14 protein-coding genes are annotated in these 14,994 nt (G+C 67.3%); 5 read left to right on the top strand and 9 right to left on the bottom strand.

Going from position 1 to position 14,994, the window contains the following annotated elements; genetic code table 11:
• Positions 1-34: 34 nt before the first annotated feature.
• The 3 genes from ACFULV_RS26595 to ACFULV_RS26585 form a co-directional block, all read right to left on the bottom strand.
• Entirely contained in the window at positions 35-2,005 is a 1,971-nt protein-coding gene (locus ACFULV_RS26595; RefSeq protein WP_378661217.1) for a galactan 5-O-arabinofuranosyltransferase, read from the bottom strand.
• Between the two features lie 115 nt (positions 2,006-2,120).
• On the bottom strand, positions 2,121-2,900 hold the full coding sequence (locus ACFULV_RS26590) for a decaprenylphospho-beta-D-erythro-pentofuranosid-2-ulose 2-reductase (protein WP_378661214.1): 780 nt from the start codon (positions 2,898-2,900) through the stop codon (positions 2,121-2,123).
• Positions 2,897-4,312, bottom strand: a complete 1,416-nt coding sequence (locus ACFULV_RS26585; protein WP_378638109.1) for an FAD-binding protein — start codon at positions 4,310-4,312, stop codon at positions 2,897-2,899. The genes ACFULV_RS26590 and ACFULV_RS26585 overlap by 4 nt, the downstream gene beginning before the upstream one ends.
• 81 nt (positions 4,313-4,393) lie before the next feature.
• Between ACFULV_RS26585 and ACFULV_RS26580 the strand changes: the two genes are divergently transcribed.
• Entirely contained in the window at positions 4,394-4,849 is a 456-nt protein-coding gene (locus ACFULV_RS26580; protein WP_378661211.1) for a GtrA family protein, read from the top strand.
• 4 nt (positions 4,850-4,853) lie between these two features.
• On the opposite strand, the gene ACFULV_RS26575 is transcribed toward ACFULV_RS26580, so the two are convergent.
• The 3 genes from ACFULV_RS26575 to ACFULV_RS26565 form a co-directional block, all read right to left on the bottom strand.
• Entirely contained in the window at positions 4,854-5,480 is a 627-nt protein-coding gene (locus tag ACFULV_RS26575; RefSeq protein WP_378638060.1) for a pyridoxamine 5'-phosphate oxidase family protein, read from the bottom strand.
• A gap of 169 nt (positions 5,481-5,649) precedes the next feature.
• Positions 5,650-7,809 (bottom strand): molybdopterin oxidoreductase family protein, encoded by a 2,160-nt coding sequence (locus ACFULV_RS26570; RefSeq protein WP_378638063.1) that lies wholly within the window; start codon positions 7,807-7,809, stop codon positions 5,650-5,652.
• A gap of 107 nt (positions 7,810-7,916) precedes the next feature.
• On the bottom strand, positions 7,917-8,420 hold the full coding sequence (locus ACFULV_RS26565; RefSeq protein ID WP_378638065.1) for a hypothetical protein: 504 nt from the start codon (positions 8,418-8,420) through the stop codon (positions 7,917-7,919).
• A gap of 191 nt (positions 8,421-8,611) precedes the next feature.
• On the opposite strand from ACFULV_RS26565, the gene ACFULV_RS26560 reads away from it, so the two are divergent.
• Together ACFULV_RS26560 and ACFULV_RS26555 are read left to right on the top strand one after the other, a co-directional pair.
• The gene (locus ACFULV_RS26560; RefSeq protein ID WP_378661208.1) at positions 8,612-9,196 is read left to right on the top strand and encodes a DUF4282 domain-containing protein; all 585 of its coding nucleotides are present in this window, start codon (positions 8,612-8,614) and stop codon (positions 9,194-9,196) included.
• A gap of 121 nt (positions 9,197-9,317) precedes the next feature.
• Positions 9,318-10,163, top strand: a complete 846-nt coding sequence (locus ACFULV_RS26555) for a helix-turn-helix domain-containing protein (RefSeq protein ID WP_378661205.1) — start codon at positions 9,318-9,320, stop codon at positions 10,161-10,163.
• Here the strand turns inward: ACFULV_RS26555 and ACFULV_RS26550 are convergent.
• On the bottom strand, positions 10,147-10,566 hold the full coding sequence (locus ACFULV_RS26550; protein ID WP_378638073.1) for a MarR family winged helix-turn-helix transcriptional regulator: 420 nt from the start codon (positions 10,564-10,566) through the stop codon (positions 10,147-10,149). The two genes, ACFULV_RS26555 and ACFULV_RS26550, sit on opposite strands and share 17 nt — an antisense overlap.
• An 85-nt stretch (positions 10,567-10,651) precedes the next feature.
• On the opposite strand from ACFULV_RS26550, the gene ACFULV_RS26545 reads away from it, so the two are divergent.
• Positions 10,652-12,130, top strand: a complete 1,479-nt coding sequence (locus ACFULV_RS26545; protein ID WP_378661203.1) for an MFS transporter — start codon at positions 10,652-10,654, stop codon at positions 12,128-12,130.
• A 60-nt stretch (positions 12,131-12,190) separates the two neighbouring features.
• Here the strand turns inward: ACFULV_RS26545 and ACFULV_RS26540 are convergent, their stop codons facing one another.
• Both ACFULV_RS26540 and rfbA read right to left on the bottom strand, forming a co-directional pair.
• Entirely contained in the window at positions 12,191-12,742 is a 552-nt protein-coding gene (locus ACFULV_RS26540) for a dTDP-4-dehydrorhamnose 3,5-epimerase (protein WP_266295138.1), read from the bottom strand.
• A gap of 3 nt (positions 12,743-12,745) precedes the next feature.
• Complete coding sequence (rfbA, locus tag ACFULV_RS26535) at positions 12,746-13,618, bottom strand: glucose-1-phosphate thymidylyltransferase RfbA (protein ID WP_378661201.1); 873 nt, start codon at positions 13,616-13,618, stop codon at positions 12,746-12,748.
• A gap of 245 nt (positions 13,619-13,863) precedes the next feature.
• On the opposite strand from rfbA, the gene ACFULV_RS26530 reads away from it, so the two are divergent.
• Entirely contained in the window at positions 13,864-14,907 is a 1,044-nt protein-coding gene (locus ACFULV_RS26530; RefSeq protein WP_378638081.1) for an alpha/beta hydrolase, read from the top strand.
• The last annotated feature ends 87 nt before the right edge of the window (positions 14,908-14,994 follow it).

The following is a 14,994-nucleotide window of genomic DNA, read 5'->3' as shown; positions in this document are numbered from 1 at the left end:
GACGACAGGGCGTCGCCACAGTGGTCGTCGAGTATCAGCGGCGCACGGTGATCAGGGTGAAGGGGCCGATGTCGGTGGCGGTGAAGGCGGGGTCGGTGAAGAGGGACTTGGGGAACGAGACCGTGTAGCGCTTGACGTTCGGGTCGTTGGGGTAGACGTCTTCGGCCAGGCGCAGGGTGTAGTTGTCGCCGTCGTTGCGGAAGAGGAAGGCGTCGGGGGCGCGCCAAGGGGACTTCGCGAGGGCTTCGACGAGGGCAGGGGAGCCGGGCAGCTTGCTCCAGTCGGCGATGGTGGCGGCGCGAGCCTTGAAGTCCGACAGGGGGTTCGCGTAGTGGGAGGTGAGGGCCTGGAAGCCCCAGTAGGGGTAGAAGGCCAGGAAGGTGGTGTCCGCGGTGAGGACGACGGATTCGTCTCGGGGACGGCCGGTCTGCGCCAGGATGGCCGCATCGATCTCGCGGTAGTGCGAGACGGCGGAGGGTTTGCGCTGGTCGGCTCGTTCGCCGTTGCCGTCGGTGTCGGTGTAGGCGGTGTCGATCTCGTGGGTGAGCACGGTGGGGATCGTCTGGGCGAAGGCCATGGCGCCGAGGACGGCGATCGCGGCAGCCGCGGTGCGCATCGGGGCGGGCTCGTTCAACGCCTGGTAGAGGGCGGTCGCGCCTTCGACGAAGCCGAAAACACCTGCGGCGGCGAGCAACGCGAGCAGGACCGGCTCCAGCCGGAAGGACAGCAGGGTCGTGCCTGCCGCGGTCGCCGTCATCGAGAGCAGGGTCCACAGGTAGATCGATACCACGCCGATGCCCAGTGCCTGTGCGCGCCTCGACGATCCGGCGCGAACTACGAGCCACAGCACGCCGATCATGCACAGGGCTCCCCGCAGGGAGAACTCGAGCATCGGGAACGCCAGCTGTGCGCCGGACTCCGGCAGATAGTGGAAAGCACTGCCGGAGGGGAGTTTCGCACCGGAGGCCATCTTCAGCAGATACGGCGTCCACACCACCAGGGCGAGCACGATGGCGATACCGCCGATCGCCGCCAGTTTGGTCAGCGGCGCGATCGCGGCACGCCAGGCGGGCGAGGCGCTCGCCGAGGTCGCACCGGCCCGCGCCGAGGCAGCGCTGCCCAGCCGGCTTGCCCGCCGCTCGGTTGCCCGCTGCGCGTAGACCGCGAACCCGGCCGCCACCACCGCCATGATCACCACGGTGAACGCCGCGATCGCCAGGTACAACGTGTAGAAACACGCCGCCACCCCGAGGAACAGCCCCGTACCGAGCGCCGCGCCCCACCCACCGGACCGCCGATGCAGCGCACCCCACGCCAGCACCAGCACCGGCGGAACGAACACCACGAGCACCGCGCCGTAAGCCTCGGGCGAGGCGTACGCCAACGTCATCGCCGTGACCGCGGCAGCCGCGCCCACCGCCATATCGGCCCGCACCAGCTGCATCCACAACACCAGCGCCACCGTGGCGGCGACGGCGAGCAGCCCGATCGCGTACGGCTTGAACACTTCCCAGCCGTCCATCCCGAGCACGTTGCCCACGCGCCCGCCGATCCAGAACCACCCGGCCGGATAGAACGGCGGCAGATCCACATACGTCATATCGCGCAGCGCGGCACTGTCGGTGAGCCGGGTCAGGTACTCGGTCCGGAATTCCTGATCCACCGAGACACCGAACAGGTACAGCTTCGTCGCGGCCAGCGGCATCCCCAGCGTGACCGTGACAAAGCTCGAGATTCCCACCCAGGACAGCAGTTTCGCCACCACCGGCCACTTGCGCAGCCGGATCAGCAGCACCGAGACCACCAGCAGCGCGACCGCGACCACCTGTCCCACCGTGGTCAGCGCACGAGTCACATTGGAGGAGTTGAACGCGGGCCACTGCACCGCGGAGAACGCGAACAGTCCCACCACGGCTACCACCAGCGCCACACCCGCGGCGGCAGCACCCTCGCCGACCCCGCTCCAGACCTTGCGCCCCGCCCGCACCTCGTCATTGGTCGTCATCGGCGCGCAATCCTCCGGCTCCACTGTGCTCCACGGTCCGGGCCAGCCTAGTGGAGCCGTAAAGCAGAACTGCCGCACCATCCGGGGATGATGCGGCAGTCCGAAACGCAGTCGATCAGATCGGGAGCTTGCGGAAGATCGGGCGCGGCACGTGGCGCAGGGCCGACATCAGGAAGCGGGCCTCGCCCGGCGCCCAGACGATCTCGGTGCCCTTCTCCGACGCGGTGACGGCGAGCTTGGCGACGTCTTCCGGGTCGACGGTGAGCGGGGCTTCCTTGGAGCCGGTGGCTTCCCAGTGGGCCTTGGTCGCCGAGGTGCGCACCTGCATCGGCCGGATCACGGTGACGCGCGGCCCGAAGGGACGCAGCGCCTCGCCGAGGCCGAGGTAGAAACCGTCCAGGCCCGCCTTGGTGGAGCCGTAGACGAAGTTGGAGCGGCGAACGCGCTCACCGGCCACCGAGGACATCACGATGATCCGGCCGTGGCCCTGGGCCTTGAACTTGTCGCCCACCAGCACACCCACCGACACACCGGCGGTGTAGTTGATGCCGACGGTCATGACCGCCTTGCGCTGGTTCTGCCACAGCTCCTCGGCATCGCCGAGCACACCGAACGCCACGATCGCGACGTCGACGTCACCCGCGGCGAACGCGGAGTCGACGACCTTGGGGTGCGACTCGGTGTCGAGCGCGTCGAAGTCGACGACGTCGACCTGGGTCGCGCCGGCGGCCTTCACCTGGGTGACGGCGTTCTCGAGCAGCGGGTCGCCGGGCAGGTTCGCCAGGATGACCCGGGCCGGGCTCTTGGCCAGGTACTCGGCCACGATCGCGAGACCGATCTCGGAGGTGCCGCCGAAGAGCAGGATGGTCTGCGGGTTGCCAACTGCGTTGATCACTGGAGCTCCAGCCTCCTGGCCATATCGGACATGAACACGCCATTCGGGTCGACGCTGCGGCGGACCTTGATCCACTCGTCGATCCGCGGGTACATCTTGTGGAAGGTCTCGGCCGAGGTGCGCGAGTCCTTCGCGGTGTAGAGCCGCCCGCCGAACTCGAGCACGCGCCGGTCGAGTTCGGTGACGAACTCGTTGAGCCCACGCGAGATCGGGAAGTCGACGCAGATGTTCCAGCCGGCCATCGGGAAGCTCAGCGGCGCCTGGTTGCCCTCGCCGAACAGCTTGAACACGTTGAGGAACGAGTAGAAACCCGAGCGCTGGATGTCGATGATGATGCGCTTGAACTCTTCGACCGACTCCGGCGGAACCACGAACTGGTACTGCAGGAAGCCGTTGGAGCCGTAGCCGCGGTTCCATTCGCCCATCATGTCGAGCGGGTGATAGAAGGCGGTCAGGCTCTGCGCCTTGCCCCGGTAGGTGCCCGACTTGCGGTACCAGATCTCACCGATCGGCCCGAAGGTGTACTTGTTGGCCAGCCCGTTGGGGAACACATCGGGCAGCGTGAAGAAGGTCTTGCCGTTGAAGCGCAGCGGGTCTTTCTGCAGCTTCTTCGGCAGCTGGTCGACCTTGGCCAGGTTGCCGCGTGAGATGGCCGCGCGTCCCAGGTTGGGCAGCGGGCTGATGGCGTCGAACCAGGCCGAGCTGTATTCGTACTTGTCCTCGGAGCCGTCGCTGTGGAAGGCGATGGTCTCGTCGAGGGTGCTGGTCACATCGCCGTCGGCGATGAAGTACGCCGTCTCGGTGGGGGTCATCTCGACGGTGGCCCGCAGGATGATGCCGGTCAGGCCGCAGCCGCCGATGGTCGCCCAGAACAGCTCCGGATCGGACTCGGCGGTGATCGTGCGGACGACACCGTCGGCGGTGAGCAGATCCATCGAACGCACGTGGTTGCCGAAGCTACCGGCGCTGTGGTGGTTCTTGCCGTGGATATCGGAGCCGATGGCGCCGCCGACGGTGACCTGGCGGGTACCGGGTAGGACCGGAACCCATAGGCCGAACGGCAGCGCTGCCTTCATCAGCTGGTCGAGGTCGACGCCGCCGTCCACGTCGACGAGGCGGGTGGCCGCGTCGATGCTGTGGATCTTGTTCAGCGCGGGCATGTCGATCACGAGGCCGCCCGCGTTCTGCGAGTTGTCGCCATACGAGCGGCCCAGGCCACGCGCGATCACGCCGCGTCGCAGATGCGCCGGCTTCGAGTCGTTGTCCTGCGCCACCATGCTCACGGCCTTGGCGATCAATTCCGGATCGCTGGTCGAGAGCACTTCGGCGGAGGTGGGTGCGGTGCGACCCCAACCGGTGAGCTTGCGGGTGCGCGTAGGGAGCGCGAACGCCTCATCGTTGGTGGTCGAAATGTTCTCAGACATCGGCTAAGAGGCTACATGCATGGCGGGTATACGTGGCAGGACAGTGCGCCGGTCTCGTACGCTTCTCACGTGCAAGCCCAACCGCATCTGCCGCTGCCCGCCGAAATTCCCCTGGTCGACGAGCCCGGCGGGACCGATGTAGACCTCAAGACGCAGATCGTGCGGTTCACGCTGACGGGTGGTTTGTCGGCGATCGTCGACTACGGCATCTACAGCCTGCTGCTGAATCTGCTCGGGTTGCCGGTGAGCCTGGCGAAGGCGATCAGTTTCGTCGCGGGCACCACCACGGCGTACCTGATCAACCGGCGCTGGACGTTCAAGGCCGAGCCGAGCAGGGCCAGGTTCTTCGCGGTGGTGGCGCTCTACGCGGTGACCTTCGCGGTGCAGGTGGGGATCAACGCGGCGCTGTACTTCGCGCTGCCCGACGAGTGGTGGCGCCAGCCCCTCGCGTTCGTGATCGCGCAGGGCACCGCAACCGTCATCAACTTCGTCGTGCAGCGTGTGGTGATCTTCAAGATCAAGTAGATAGCTAGCTGGCCTCGGCGATGGCCGGTGCCCGTTTGCCTGCCTTGACGCCGAAGTAGTCGCCGCCCTTGGCACGCACGTTGTCGGTGCCCCATTCGCGCTGGTCCCGCGAGACCGGCACCATCTGCGGGATGTGCTTGCGGCAGTGGATGTAGGCCTCTTCGACATCGACCACCACCCACACCTGCGAGGTCTTTCCTCGCTCGGCGGGTGGCAGGTCGGTGACGTCGTCGCGCAGCTCGCTGTCGGCGACCATGCGGGCTCTTCCGTTGATGTGCAGGCCGATGAGGTCGCGAACGAAGTCGATCATCAGGATTCCCACGTGCGGGTTCTCGAGGATATTGCCCAGGCTGGCCATCACCCCGTTACCTCGATATTCGGGGTACGCAATCGTGCGATCGTCGATCACGTGCAGGAATCCGGGGGTCCCCGCCCGGAAGCTGGAGTCACATTCGCCGTGTGAATCGGAGGTGGCGATGAAGGCCATGTCCATCCGGGCGACGAAATCGACCATCGTGGGATTCAGATAGTCGATCACCTGGTCGTCGTAGAAGCGCTCGGCTCTGTCCGAGGTGCCCAACGTGTCCTGTAGCTCGTGTTCTCCGTCGCTGCCGACGAATTTTTCGGGCATCGGGGCCCCCTCTGCTAGCCGTACCGGTTGATGCGGGCTTCTAGACGAAACCCCCGCTGTGACCGCAATCTCACCCAGTCTAGGGGACTCTCACTGCCGGTGGGGCGTGTCCATTGTTGCGAATGGGATGAAAGCGGAGTTTGCGCAACGGTTTCCGGGCCCGGACTGATCAGGCCGGACCTACCGTCACCGGTACACCGTTGAACACAGCGGTTCCGGACACCACGTCGACCACCGAATCATCGGTCAGCACATTGGCGTTCACGCCCGCGTGCGCCAGCGCGACCGATTGGGTGGTGCTCGCGCCGTGGCCCCAGCCGTGCGGCAGGCTCACCACGCCGCGCATGATCGTCGGCGTGAGCTCGACCTGCACCGTCAACGAGCCCGCCGCCGAGGTGATCTCGGCCTGTTCGCCCAGGCCGAGGCGGGTCGCGTCGTCGGGGTGGACCTGGAGCGTGCAGCGGTTGGAGCCACCGACCAGACCCGCGATGTTGTGCATCCAGCTGTTGTTGGAGCGCAGCTGACGTCGTCCGATCAGCACCATCGCGGGCGCGGTGCTCGCCAGTCCGGCGCGCAGGCGCCGCACGTCCGCGAGCAGTTGCGGCGGTGCCAGCTCGACCAGTTTCGACGCGGTGCGCAGGACACCGGGCAGTCGTGGGCGCAGTGGGCCGAGGTCGATGCCGTGCGGGTTGTCCAGGAGGGTTTTCAGGCTCAGGTCGCCGCCGTTCCACGCGCCGTACGGGCCGAGCTTGAGCATCAGATCGAGGCGCTGTTCGGTGGTGTCGTTGCCGGTCAGCTCGTCGCGGCGCTCGCTCATGTCGGCCTTGTGCAGGGTGCCGGCGATCACGAGCTCGTCGACCATCGCGATCGGGCTGGCCGCGCCCGTCCCGGCATGCGGCTGACCACTCACCGCGGCCGCGAGCCGGGCCACCACGGCCGATTCCGAGGGCCGCTCGCCCAGCGGAACCAGCGGCGGCGAGTAGCGCGCGTAATTGCGCACCGCGAACTGCAGCAGCGCGAAATCGAAGTGTGGTGACTGCACCGACCGCGGTGGCGGCAGGATCACGTTCGCGTGTCTGGTCGTCTCGTTGACGTACCGATCCACGCTGACCATGAACTCGAGCCCGGCCAGGCCACGGTCGAGTCGCGCACCACTCGGCGCGGACAGCACGGGGTTGCCCGCCACCGTCACCAGCGCCTTGATCTGCCCCTCACCCGGTGTTTCGATCTCGTCGGCGAGGGTGGCGACGGGGAGTTCGCCCATGGCTTCCGGCAGCTCGCGGACCCGGCTGGTCCAGCGGCCGAGGCGGAACGGCTTGCTGCGCTGCACCCCGCCCGCCGCGGCATCGGCGAACATGGCGCCGCCGGGGGAGTCCAGGTTGCCGGTGAGGGTGTTGACGGCGTCGACCAGCCACTGGGTGAGCGTGCCGAACTCGGCGGTGCACGTGCCGATCCGCGCGTAGACGGCCGAGGTGGGCGCGGCCGCGAGTTCGCGGGCCAGCGCGCGGATGGTGCCCGCGGGGATGCCGGTGCGCTCGGCCACCGCTTCCGGTGGGAAATCGAGGGCGGCCGTGCGCAGTTCGTCGAGTCCGGCCACGTCGACGCGCACGTCGGTCAGACCCTCGTCGAACAGCGTGTGCACGACCCCGAACAGCAGATACGCGTCCGAACCCGGCCGGATGAACAGGTGCTGGTCGGCGAGCGCCGCGGTTCTGGTCTCGCGCGGATCGACCACCACCAGCTTGCCCCCGCGCGCCCGCAACGCCTTCAACCGCCCGGGGAAGTCGGGCGCGGTGCACAGCGACCCGTTGGATTCGAGTGGATTGGCGCCCAGCATCAGCAGGAAGTCGGTGCGATCGAGGTCGGGGACCGGGACCGTCAGCGGGTCGCCGAACATGAGCCCGGCCGCGACCTGCTTGGGCATCTGATCGGCCGAGCTCGCGGTGTAGATGTGACGGGTGCTCAGTGCCCGGATCAGGACGGGCAGATAGAGCGCCCCCGCGACGGTGTGCGCGTTCGGGTTGCCCAGGTACACCGCGGACGCGCCACGGGGGATTTCGGCGAACGCCGCCGCGATCAGGTCGAACGCCTCGTCCCAGCCTGCCGCGCGGAAGCCGTCACCGTCGCGGATCAGCGGGGTGGTAACGAGGTCCGGATCGCTGTCGAGCTTGCCGAAGCTGGCGCCTTTCGGGCACAGGAAGCCCTTGCTGAACGGGTCGTCGCGGTCGCCGCGGACCGACAGCACCTGGTCGGCGTCGTCGAGGGTGACCGTGAGACCGCAGACGGCCTCACACAGCGGACAGGTACGCAACAGCGAACGTGGAGCCATACTCCATGCTTACGCCCACTGGGGCGGGCGATGGCCGGAAACGCCGAAAACCCGCGAGCTGCGACGTCGGGGAGGCGTCGCGGATCGCGGGTTCGGGCTGGTTCAGGTCAGCTGGCCAGAGTCAGCGCCGCGCGCTTGCCTGCCTGCTTGCCGGTCTGCCTGCGGGCGATCGCCGAGCGGACGGCCGCACCGAGGGCGACGACCGGCGGGATCCAGCGAGCCTCGGTGGGCGCGACGCCCCAGGAGGCGCTGCCCGCGGCGAGCTGGGTCGGCGGCAGCGGGATGCTGGCACCGTCGGTGTGCACGATGACGCCGGCCTCCCGCATGGCCTCGATCGCCATGGCGGCCTTGCGGACACCGGTGACCAGGTGGATCTCGCGGCGCTCCTGGCCCGGGATCTCGATCACGGGGCCGGACAGGTTGTTGGCGCGCAGGAAGCGGCGAACGTCGCCCGCGATCTCACCGGTGATCTCGATGGCCGAGACCTCGTCGTCGGTGATCAAGCACAGACCGTTGGTGGTTTCAGCGACCGTCCATCCACGCGCGGTGTACTCCTGCGCGGCGGCACCTTTGTCGGCGGCCGTAGTGGTGGTCGGAAACGTCGTGCGCACTGTGTTCTCCATTCCCCGAAGAGCTCTGTTCCTGCGTTCATGGGCGTATCGGCGGGAGGTGGCCGACTCGTTACGCCGTTACCGAAAAATATTCGAGAGTGTCTGCTTCGTCTCAGTCCGGTAACCTTCGCTATCGCAGGTAAGGTGCCGAGCGGTTGGCGTCGGGGTCGAAAGCGGGCAGGATTCGAAGCATGACCGAAGCGCCTGGCACCCCCGAGTCGAACGACGAGGATGTCGAGGAATTCGACGCCGAATCCCGTTGGCTCTCTTGGAAAGAGGCCGGTGGCAAGCGGCCTGATCGTGCCGGTGAAGTCTCCTACGACGCCGAGCTGGCGCGTGACGCGGGGTTCGAAGAGCCGTTCCGCAGTACCGGTTCCGCCAAACAGTGGGCCGCCGAAGCCGCCCGTTCGCTGCTGGACGTGCAGTTCCGCAGGCCCGCGACCAGGACATTGCTACCGCTGGCCTACGTGCTCGGTGTCGCGTCCTTCGGCATCGGCCTGCCGATCGCCTTCACCGTGCTGATGTGGAAAGCCTCCGCGGTGCTGGGGGTGCTCGCCGCGCTGGTGTCGATCCCGCTGGGGCTCACCATCGCGGCCTCGGTCCGCCTGATGCTCGAATTCGCCGACAACGCCGCCCGGCTGGCCGGCCGCGTCGAACACATCAGTGACCTGGCCGACGGCCTGTTCCAGGCGCTGTCCGATGTCGCCGAGCCGGTGAGTCAGCTCTCCGAAGACGTTCGTGCGGTGCAGTTCTGGCGGTTCCGCAAGAAAAAATAGGTCTTGCGCGGTGTCCGATTCATTGTGAAACAATCCGTACGCAGATCCGAATATGTCGGCTGCGTAGGTCGGTCTCCGAAAGTTCTGTCCGGAGACCGGAGTTCGGATACAGGGGGGAAGTATGGCTTCACCACAGGGCGTCACCGGTTCCACGATGCCGCGCAGGCAGTTGGGCAGGCACTTACGTGACCTGCGCAATCGTGCGCGGATGACGACGAGAACCGCGGCGGCGCAACTGGAGTGGTCGGAAGCGAAGATCTGGCGGATCGAAACGGGGCAGACGTCGTTGCGCAGCCTCGACGTCGAGGCCATGTGCAAGGTGTACGGCGCGCCGGCCGATCTGGTCGAACCGCTGGCCGCCTTGGCTCGCGAAACCAAAGCGCGGGGTTGGTGGACGAGCTACGGCGACGTGATCGCGGAGGGATTCGAGGTCTACATCGGCCTCGAGGAAGCCGCGTCGGGGCTCGCGCTCTACGAGGACGGCCTCGTCCCTGTCCTGTTGCAGACCGAGGACTACGCGAAAGCGCTGCTGGAGCAGACGATCCCCGGGCTCACCGAGGCGGAGCTCGAGCGCAGGCTGCGGGTGTCGGCGGCCAGGCAGGCTCTGGTGACCAGGACAGATTCGCCGCTGCGACTGGACGTGGTGCTGGCCGAGTCGGTGCTCACCCGTGTGATCGGTGACGACCGGGTCCGCGCGGGCCAGCTCGCGCGATTACGGGAGCTGGCCGAGCGCGAAACGGTGCGGATCCAGGTGGTTCCCGGCGATTCCGGCTACCACGCGGGTCTCGAATCGGGCCGGTTCGTGATCCTGGATTTCGGGGTCGACGATTCGGTGGATCGACCGGAGCCGCCGGTGGTCTACGTGGAGACCTTCGCGGGCAGCACCTATCTGGACAAGCCTGCCGAATGTGATCGGTACCGGCGTGCTTTCACCGATATCACCGCGGCGGCTACGGGCACGTTGTAGGGCTGTCCCACGAACCGGCGAGCACCGAACGGTGGGTGGGCAGGGCTCGGTCGTAGACCGCCCTGCCCTTGTCGGTGAGCTGGACGAAGATGGCGCGACGGTCGAGATCGCACATGCTCCGTTCGACCAGGCCGTCGCGTTCCAGCCTGGCCACCGCGCGCGAGAGCGCACTCTGGCTCAGGTAGATGTCCTGGGCCAGTTCTGTCATGCGGTACTTCTGACACGCCGCGTCGACCAGTCGGTCCAGCGTTTCGAATTCGCTGAGGCCGATCTCGTGGTCCCTTTGGAGCGCCTTCTCCAGGGCGCAACTCACGGCGGCATGCCTGCCGAGTAGTTCACGCCACTGACCGACCAGCTCGGTGGGCGCTTCGGTGCGCCGAGCTGACGTTACGGCCGGGTTCATGGCCCCATCTTAGTGGTTGGCGCATGTTCATGCAACGGCATTTTATGTGTTGGCAATTAATGCACACGCATGTAATGTCCTCCGCATGACTTCGCCAGCAACGCTCTCGGCCGCAGATCAGGCGACCGATCCCACCAGGTGGCCCCTCCGCCTCTGGGGAATGCTGATCACTCTGTGCATCGTCCTTTTCCTCGACGGACTCGACGTCTCGATGATCGGCGTCGCGCTGCCGTCCATCGGCGCCGAACTCGATCTGTCCACCTCCACCCTGCAGTGGCTCGTCAGTGGCTACATCCTCGGCTACGGCGGCCTGCTGCTGCTGGGCGGACGCACCGCCGACCTGCTCGGCCGCCGCAAGGTCTTCCTCATCGCCCTCGCGGTGTTCGCGGTCGCATCGCTCGTCGGTGGTCTGGTGAGCGACCCCGCGTTGCTGATCGCCACCCGCTTCATCAAGGGCCTGGCCGCCGCGTTCACCGCGCCGACCGGTCTGTCGATCATCACCACCACGTTCGCCGAAGGAAAAGCGCGCAACAAGGCGCTGTCGATCTACACCGTCTTCGGCGCGGGCGGCTACTCCATGGGCCTGCTGTTCGGTGGCCTGATGACCGGCGTCGGCTGGCGCTGGACCTTCCTGCTGCCCGTCCCGATCGCGCTCGCCGCCCTGGCCGCCGCGTTCGTGCTGGTGCCCAAGGACGGTAAGGCCGAAGAAGGCGGACACGATCTACTCGGCGCGCTGCTGTCCACCGCGGGCATGTTGCTGCTGGTCTACACCGTGGTCACCGCGCCGGAAGTCGGTTGGGCCTCGGGCCGCACCATCGGTTCGTTCCTCGCCGTGATCGCCCTGTTCGCCGCGTTCGTCGTCACCGAACAGCGGGTGAAGCACCCGCTGGTCCGCCTCGGCATCCTGCGCAAGGCCTCGCTCGTGCGAGCCAGCCTGGCCATCATCGCGGTCGCCGGTTCCTACTTCTCCTGGCAGTTCATCGTGACCCTGTATATGCAGGACACCCTGGAGTGGTCGGCGCTGAAGCTGGCGATGGCCCTGCTGCCGGTCGGCATCCTGGTCGTCGGATCGGCCTTCTTCTCCGAGAAGCTGATCGACCGTTTCGGCACCGGACCGGTCATCGCGGTCACCATGAGCGTGATGGCGATCGGCTACCTGCTGTTCCTGCGGATCGACACGGCGCCCGGCTACTTCACCGTGCTGCTGCCCGCGATCCTGCTGATCGGCATCGGCTGGGTCGGGTTCCCCGCCATCAATGTGCAGGCCACCAGCGGTATCGACGACGACGAGCAGGGTCTGGCCGCAGGCGTGCTGCAGACCTCGATGCAGGTCGGCGCGGCCATCGTGCTCGCGGTGACCACCGCCATCGTCACCTCCGGCGGGCACGGAACGAGTGCCACTCCGCAGCAGATGCTCGACACCTACCGACCGGGCCTCGAGTTCGCGGCGGGCGTCACCATCGTCGGCGCGCTGGTCGCACTGACGGTCTTCCTGCCCAGGTTCCGCAAGCCTGCCCAGGACGCACCGGTCGTCGAGGCGAAGGTCCTCGAACCGGTCGCCTGATCGGAAAACGCTGAACGGCACCACCTCTCGCAGGTGGTGCCGTTCGTGGTTTCACGTGAATCAGGCGGAAAACTTCGGCGCTGCTTCGTCTTTCGCCGAGCGGACGTAGGTCAGCGGGCGGCCGTCGCGGCCCTCGGTCGGCCATTCGATGCCGAGGCGCGGATCGAAGGCGTCCAGGTCCCTGTCGAACTCGGGGGAGTACTCGAGCGAGCACAGGTAGGTCACCGTCGACCGGTTCTCCAGCGAGAGAATGGCGTGACCGAGACCCTCGGACAGGAACACCGAGCGCCGCGAGACGTCGTCGAGCAGCACGCTGTCCCACCGGCCGTAGGTCGGCGAGCCCGGCCGCAGGTCGACCACCACATCCAGGAACGCGCCGCGCACACAGGTCACATACTTGGCCTGACCGGGCGGATCGTCGGTGTAGTGGATGCCGCGCAGCACCCCGGCCGCCGAGACCGAGGTGTTCACCTGGTGCAGCTCGAACGGGCGCCCGGTGGCCTTCTCGAACTCCGAGGCCTTGAACGACTCACAGAACATGCCGCGGTCGTCGCCGAGCAGACGCGGCGTCACCACCCAGGCGCCGGGGATCGCCAGTTCACGAAATTCCATGCGCTACCAGTCTTTTCCGCGGTCGATCAGATCCAGCAGGTAGCGGCCGTAGCCCGAGCGCACCATCGGTTCGGCGAGCTTGCACAGCTGCTCGTCGGAGATGAGGCCGCGGCGCCAGGCCACTTCCTCGGGCACGCCGATCTTGAGGCCCTGCCGCTCCTCGATCGTGCGCACGTAATTGGCCGCGTCGAGCAGGGAATCGAAGGTGCCGGTGTCGAGCCAGGCGGTGCCGCGGGCGAGCACGTCGACACTGAGCCGGTTCTGCTCGAGGTAGGCGCGGTTGATATCGGTGATCTCGTACTCCCCGCGCGCCGAGGGCTTCAGCTCGCGGGCGATCTCGACCACGTCGTTGTCGTAGAAGTAGAGGCCGGGGATGGCGTAGTTCGAGCGCGGGACCTTCGGCTTCTCCTCGATGGAGACCGCGCGGCCCTGATCGAACTCCACCACGCCGTAGGCGGTCGGGTCCTTCACCCAGTAGGCGAACACCGCGCCGCCGTCGATGTCGTGGAAGCGTTCCAGGCTGGTGCCGAGTCCGGGCCCGTGGAAGATGTTGTCGCCGAGGACCAGCGCCGCCGGTTCGTTGCCGATGTGATCGGCCCCGAGGACGAAGGCGCTCGCGAGCCCGTCGGGTTCGGGCTGCACCACATAGCTGATCGCGACGCCGAACTGGCTGCCGTCGCCCAGCAGCCGGGAAAACGCGTCGGCGTCCTCCGGCGTGGTGATCACCAGAATGTCGTCGATCCCTGCCAGCATGAGGGTGGACAGCGGGTAGTAGACCATGGGTTTGTCGTAGACCGGGACGAGCTGCTTGCTCACCCCGCGCGTGATCGGGTGCAACCGTGAACCGGTGCCGCCCGCCAAGATGATTCCGCGCATAGGTGGCAAGTCTGCCAGTCCCGTCCGCCCCGGAGACGGGGAGGTTCCGACACGTCGACGAATTGGTCACGAACGTTTCGTGACCGGGTGTGTCGGGCGATAACTGAGACAGACAAGACGTTGATCTGATTATGTGAGCGTCGATGTGTGAAACATCACTGTGTTAGATGTCAGCGCCGACATCCGATCCGGGGGGTTTACGCCTGGTCAGGGGTCGACGCGCCAGCTGTAGAGGTAGGTGCGCGATGGTAGCCACAAAGATCACCGGCGTGATGGGCGGGCTCGCGCCCGTGGCCCCGATCAGCACCGCCGAGAGGCCGGACTCGGGCATCATCGTCAACTCCGGCCGGACCAGTACCTCCTCGCGAGTCCTGATGGGCGCCTGCCTCGGCCTGATCGGACCGCTGCTGCGCACCGTGCCCATCAACCGGGCCACCATTCCGGTCGGCGCCGTCGCGGTCGACCTGCTGTCGCGGCTGCGGCCCGAACCGCACGGTATCGAGCGCGAGCAGATCCAGCTCCAGGGCTTCAAGATGGAAATGGTGCGGCCCGCGGGCGGATCCCGCGCGTTGCGCCACGGTGCGTTGCTGTACATGCACGGCGGCGGCTTCGCGGTCTGCGGATTGCAGACACACCGCGCGGTCGTGGCCGGACTGGCCAGGCGCACCGGACTGCCCGTCCTCAATGTCGAATACCGGCAACTGCCTGGTTCGATCGACGCCTCGATCGACGACTGTGTGCTCGCCTACCGCTGGCTGCTGCGTCACGGCGCCGATCCGGCGCGCATCGTGTTCGCCGGTGACTCGGCGGGTGGGTTCCTGACCTTCGCCACCGCGATCCGCTCGCGCGAGATCGGCCTGCCGCTGCCTGCCGCCCTCGTCGGCCTCAGCCCGCTGCTCGATCTGGACTACCGGGCCAAAGAGGGCTACGTCAATGTCAACCGGGACGCCTACATTCCGCTGAAGGGCCTCGAGGCGGTCGTCCACCTGGGCGCCGAGCACGCCGGTCCGCTCGATCCCGCGCTGTCGCCGGTCAACGCCGATCTGGCCGGGATGCCGCCGGTGCTGCTCATCGCCGCCGAGGACGAGCTGCTGCGCTACGACTGTGAACTGATGGCCCACCGGCTCACCGCCGCGGGCGTGCCCAACACCCTGGAGCTGTGGCGCGGACAGGTGCACGCGTTCATGAGCATCCTGCCGAGCATGCCGGAGAGTCGTTCGGCGCTGGGCCGGGTGGCGAAGTTCGTCCGGACCGCGGTGGAACCGGCCCAGCGGGCACGTACGGCCTGAGAACGGCTCGGGCGGTCCTGACCACGGTCGGCCGACCGAGCCACCTCCGACACGAAGAAGCGGCCCCCGCCCGGATTTCTCCGGGCG

Source organism: Nocardia sp. NPDC057272 (assembly GCF_042668615.1).
Lineage (GTDB): Bacteria > Actinomycetota > Actinomycetes > Mycobacteriales > Mycobacteriaceae > Nocardia.
Note: the sequence above shows the minus strand (reverse complement) of the source record. Positions and strands in the feature narration are given on the sequence as shown.

Excerpts from the sequence above, each read along its gene's own strand:
- ACFULV_RS26530 (WP_378638081.1), top strand. The coding sequence starts at position 13,864 with ATGGTAGCCACAAAGATCACCGGCGTGATGGGCGGGCTCGCGCCCGTG.
- ACFULV_RS26575 (WP_378638060.1), bottom strand. The coding sequence starts at position 5,480 with ATGCCCGAAAAATTCGTCGGCAGCGACGGAGAACACGAGCTACAGGAC.
- ACFULV_RS26570 (WP_378638063.1), bottom strand. The coding sequence starts at position 7,809 with ATGGCTCCACGTTCGCTGTTGCGTACCTGTCCGCTGTGTGAGGCCGTC.
- ACFULV_RS26545 (WP_378661203.1), top strand. The coding sequence starts at position 10,652 with ATGACTTCGCCAGCAACGCTCTCGGCCGCAGATCAGGCGACCGATCCC.
- ACFULV_RS26560 (WP_378661208.1), top strand. The coding sequence starts at position 8,612 with ATGACCGAAGCGCCTGGCACCCCCGAGTCGAACGACGAGGATGTCGAG.
- ACFULV_RS26595 (WP_378661217.1), bottom strand. The coding sequence starts at position 2,005 with ATGACGACCAATGACGAGGTGCGGGCGGGGCGCAAGGTCTGGAGCGGG.
- ACFULV_RS26550 (WP_378638073.1), bottom strand. The coding sequence starts at position 10,566 with ATGAACCCGGCCGTAACGTCAGCTCGGCGCACCGAAGCGCCCACCGAG.
- ACFULV_RS26540 (WP_266295138.1), bottom strand. The coding sequence starts at position 12,742 with ATGGAATTTCGTGAACTGGCGATCCCCGGCGCCTGGGTGGTGACGCCG.
- rfbA (WP_378661201.1), bottom strand. The coding sequence starts at position 13,618 with ATGCGCGGAATCATCTTGGCGGGCGGCACCGGTTCACGGTTGCACCCG.
- ACFULV_RS26555 (WP_378661205.1), top strand. The coding sequence starts at position 9,318 with ATGGCTTCACCACAGGGCGTCACCGGTTCCACGATGCCGCGCAGGCAG.